4 protein-coding genes are annotated in these 3,755 nt (G+C 43.2%); 3 read left to right on the forward strand and 1 reads right to left on the reverse strand.

The window, feature by feature from the left end:
* Window positions 1-262 precede the first annotated feature (262 nt).
* The 3 genes from QUA13_RS31910 (at window position 263) to QUA13_RS31920 (ending at window position 2,958) form a co-directional block, all read left to right on the forward strand.
* Window positions 263-874 (forward strand): IS630 family transposase, encoded by a 612-nt coding sequence (locus tag QUA13_RS31910; RefSeq protein WP_333205024.1) that lies wholly within the window; start codon window positions 263-265, stop codon window positions 872-874.
* 506 nt (window positions 875-1,380) lie between these two features.
* Window positions 1,381-2,220 (forward strand): reverse transcriptase N-terminal domain-containing protein, encoded by an 840-nt coding sequence (locus QUA13_RS31915; RefSeq protein WP_333205026.1) that lies wholly within the window; start codon window positions 1,381-1,383, stop codon window positions 2,218-2,220.
* An 18-nt stretch (window positions 2,221-2,238) separates the two neighbouring features.
* The gene (locus QUA13_RS31920; protein WP_333205029.1) at window positions 2,239-2,958 is read left to right on the forward strand and encodes a group II intron maturase-specific domain-containing protein; all 720 of its coding nucleotides are present in this window, start codon (window positions 2,239-2,241) and stop codon (window positions 2,956-2,958) included.
* 64 nt (window positions 2,959-3,022) lie between these two features.
* On the opposite strand, the gene QUA13_RS31925 is transcribed toward QUA13_RS31920, so the two are convergent.
* On the reverse strand, window positions 3,023-3,619 hold the full coding sequence (locus QUA13_RS31925) for an IS630 family transposase (protein ID WP_333205031.1): 597 nt from the start codon (window positions 3,617-3,619) through the stop codon (window positions 3,023-3,025).
* Window positions 3,620-3,755: the final 136 nt, after the last annotated feature.

The following is a 3,755-nucleotide window of genomic DNA, read 5'->3' on the forward strand; positions in this document are numbered from 1 at the left end:
CAAATGTTTCATACGCCAATGCAGCAAGAGATTTGAAGCAACTGACGGGAATATATATTGACCACAGCACCCAACAACGTCTAGTCCATGGGCAAGAATTCGTTGAAGTCATCGCAGAGCAAACCGTGACAGATCTAAGTAAGTAGGTAGACAGAATTAATTATACAAAAAACTGATAAAATATAATGAAATAAAACAAGTTGTGTATCAACAGAGATTTGACATGATATTTTTTCGAGAAATTAATCCTCTTTCATTAAAATTGCTGAAGCGAGTTCATCGCCAAAGCCGACATCATCAGGTGCGTCACGCGTGCTCATTTCCTAATTTTAGCATCGGGGCAAAAATCGAACAGTTAATTAAAACTTTTCAAGTAACTCGCAAAACAATTTATAACTGGTTTGAACGATGGGAATCTGAAGGAATATTAGGACTATACAACCAACCTGGAAGAGGCCGTCAAGCCACATTTGATTCTGCACAAGAATACCAAATTAGAGAAGGGACTAAACAAGAACCCAAACAATTAAAACACGTAGTACAGAAGATCAAAGAAACATGGGGAATCAAAATCAGTACCAAAACAATCAAAAGAATTCTCAAAAAGTTTAATATGAGTTGGCATCGAATGCGTCTAGAGGTTGGAGGAGAGCCAGACCCCTCAGAATATCTAGAGAAAAAGACTCAACTCGACGAATTTAAACAATTAGAAGAGCGAGGGGAACTGGATTTGTATTACTTAGATGAAACTGGTTTTTGTCTCATCCCTTGCGTTCCCTATGGATGGCAAGAGCGGGGAAAATACTTGAAAATAAAAAGTCGTCGTAGTCGTCGAATCAATGTGTTGGGTATCGTGCGATTCGTTGAAGCGTGAATCACGGTGAAAGCCCGTACATAACGTTTCCAGCCACAAGGCTGATGATAAGGGTGCAAGTCCCTTCTGCCAGACTCAGGTATGACTCCCTATCTGCCCACACCGACCAAGCTCGATTCTTGGAGAGTGAAGCTGGGAACAGGACGCAATCAGACATCTAATGTGAGATGACACTGGCGTTAACGGGGAGTTCCGATGGTGAAATTGAGCCTAGAAAAGTAACTTAGCCCAGAGCGGGACACAGACAAAAATTCCCGACTCCACTGGAGTTTATTCCCGCCGAATCATGATACCAATATCGGCAAGAGTCCAGGGAATCCAGCAGTTAAATTGGCTCCACCTAAAGGAACAATCAATCTAACCGAGGGAACGAATAAAAACGAACTGAGGGTCAAGGGGAAATCGAACCCTTTCGTAGGCTAGACGAGCAGCGGAACCCCCTTAGTTCGGGTAGGACAGACCGTAATTGGTCTGAGGTGTTCAGAGTACACAAACTAGAGCAGAGCATGATTAGACACAACAGCAATGTTAGTGAATCTTGGAAAACGTTACCGTGGAAGAAATTCCGCCGTAATTTGTTCCGCCTACAAAAGCGAGTGTATAAAGCGATTCAAGTTGGAGACAAGCAGAAAGCGAAGTTCCTCCAAAAGCTAATTCTGAAATCTCGGGCTGCAAGAATGTTGGCGATACGTCAAGTAACTCAACTAAATGCTGGCAAAAAGACTGCGGGAATCGATGTCCAAGCCTCACTCACATTTGAGGAAAGGTTTGCCCTGGGTGAAGAACTCAGAGCCAAAAGTAACAACTGGAAACATCAGAAGTTGCGCTCAATACCAATCCCAAAAAAGGATGGGAGTACCCGCCTCCTCAAGATACCTACTATCGCCGATAGAGCGTGGCAATGCCTCGCAAAATACGCGCTAGAGTCAGCACACGAAGCAACCTTTCACGCTCGTAGTTATGGATTCAGAACAGGGAGGTCAGCGCAGGACGCGCAGAAATTTCTTTTCCTAAATCTAAACTCAAAAGCCCACGGAATAGAAAAGCGAGTCATAGAACTCGATATCGAAAAATGCTTCGACAGGATAAGCCACAATAGCATTATGGAACGACTCATCGCCCCAAAAGGCATAAAGACCGGAATATTCCGCTGTCTAAAATCAGGAGTCAATCCAGAATTTCCAGAACAAGGAACCCCGCAAGGGGGCGTGGTTAGTCCATTACTAGCCAATATCGCTCTCAATGGGATTGAAGAAATACATCAATCAGTCCGCTACGCGGACGACATGGTAATAATTCTGAAACCTAAAGATGATGCGAAGGCAATACTTGATAAAGTCAGCTAATTTCTGGCAGAACGAGGTATGAAGGTTAGTGAAAAGAAAACCAAGCTAACAGCTACGACAGATGGGTTTGACTTCCTCGGTTGGCATTTCAAAGTGCAGAACAACGGGAAATTTAGATGCGTTCCATCAGCGGACAATTTTAAAGCATTCCGTCAGAAGGTAAAACACATCGTTAACAACTCGAATTATGGTGCTACGGTCAAGGCTGAGAAATTAGCCCCTGTGGTTAGAGGCTGGAGAAATTACCACCGCTACTGTAAATTGGATGGGTCACGGTTTTCACTGTGGTTCATCCGATATAGAGCTTTCAACGTATTCAATAAGGAAGCAAAACAGAATCGCTATAATGTCGATAAATTGATTGAAAAAGCGTTCCCGGCGGTTCCCCACTCCGAAAACAAATTTGTCAATGTCAAAGGAGAAAAATCTCCCTACGACGGAGACATAGCCTACTGGAGTGAACGTAACAGCAAGCTCTATAACGGCGAAACCTCTAAAGCTTTAAAACGGCAAAACCATAAATGTGGGAAATGTGGTCTAAAAATGCTAGGCGATGAAAAGGTACATCTACACCATGTAGATGGAAACCATAATAACTCGAAAACTAATAACCTCTTAGCGGTGCACGAAAGCTGCCACGATTATCTCCACATGAGCAAAGGCGAAAGCCAAGAACATCGGGAGCCGGATGCGGGGAAACCAGCACGTCCGGATCTAACTGAGAGGGGCGGGGAATAATATCCCCCCTCGACTCAACCATGAATAGAAAAAATAATCTTGAAACTTACAGCGGATTCCACATTTATGAAGTACAGTAGCAGCAGTTTGTAAACCAGTTTTTGAAGTGCTTAGTATTCACCAAATCAAGCGCAGTAGCCAGTAAAACATCCACCATCTTAGTAGTGGTCGGCGAGAATTGACGTAAAAAAGCTTTCAGTTTTGACCACCATAATTCTATCGGATTAAAGTCCGGAGAATAGGGTGATAAATTGAGGATAGTGGCGCCAGCAGATTCAATCAAGGGTTCAATCGCCGCCAGCTTATGGGCTGGGAGATTATCCATAACAACTACTGCACCTTTCCATAAATTGGGTACTAAAAAGTGTTCAATGAAAACGGAAAATGCCTTGCCATCCATCGACCCATCTAGGGTCATTATTCCTACTACTTTTTTTAAACTTATTGCTCCGACAACTGTGGTTTTTGCACCCCGATAAAATGGTTTTAAGTCGTAGACTCTACTACCACATCTTGAACGTGCATGGGTTCGTGTTAAACCCAATAAAACCCCCATTTCATCCAAAAAAACGAGGTTGTCAGGGTCAATATTTTTCACTTTCTCCCAATATTCACACCTCAATTTTTGCACTCTTTCAGTGGCAGACTGGCTACTGCGTATATATTTTTTTTCGGGTCAAATTTTGTTTTTTTAGTTCACGACACATCATGCTAGGGCTGCTGGGGGGGTAACAACCAGCTTGAAACCCAGAGGTGGTAAGGATTGAGCCAATCCGCTGCTCAAAAAAGATAGGCAG

Source organism: Microcoleus sp. S28C3 (assembly GCF_036700785.1).
In the GTDB taxonomy this organism is placed as follows: Bacteria; Cyanobacteriota; Cyanobacteriia; order Cyanobacteriales; family Microcoleaceae; genus Microcoleus; species Microcoleus asticus.